Here is a 376-nt window from a genome sequence, read left to right on the forward strand (position 1 = left end):
CTTCAGCTTTGCTCCCATTAGCTTCTGTTGACCGCTGAGCCATTCGGAGATTTTCGCCAAGACCCTCTCCTCACCCGCGATTTCGATTTCCTTGCTGACCAGTGCGCGCAGTGCATCATTGCTGTTCTCAATCACCGCAGAGCGATCAAAGGAAAGATCCGAGGCAAGATCTCCGCGTGTGACCCTGTCGGAGCGGTAAAGAAAAGCGTGGCGTTCGGCCATGCCTTCGTATCCCGGTGCCATGCCCGTGACATCGCTAACGACGACGTCCCAAGGCGCCCCATCTCGGCGCAGGCGGTCACGCAACTCATACAAGCTGCCCGTGTCGCGCTGCACTTCCTGTATCGCGATGATATCGGCTTGCGCACACGCCCGT

1 protein-coding gene is annotated in these 376 nt (G+C 58.2%); it reads right to left on the bottom strand.

Annotation, left to right across the window (positions count from 1 at the left end; genetic code table 11):
• Positions 1-376 (bottom strand): hypothetical protein (locus ACXAG7_RS20030; RefSeq protein WP_476667935.1); only part of this gene is annotated, 376 nt, incomplete at both ends.

Source organism: Tenacibaculum sp. AWR4_210, assembly GCF_056160945.1.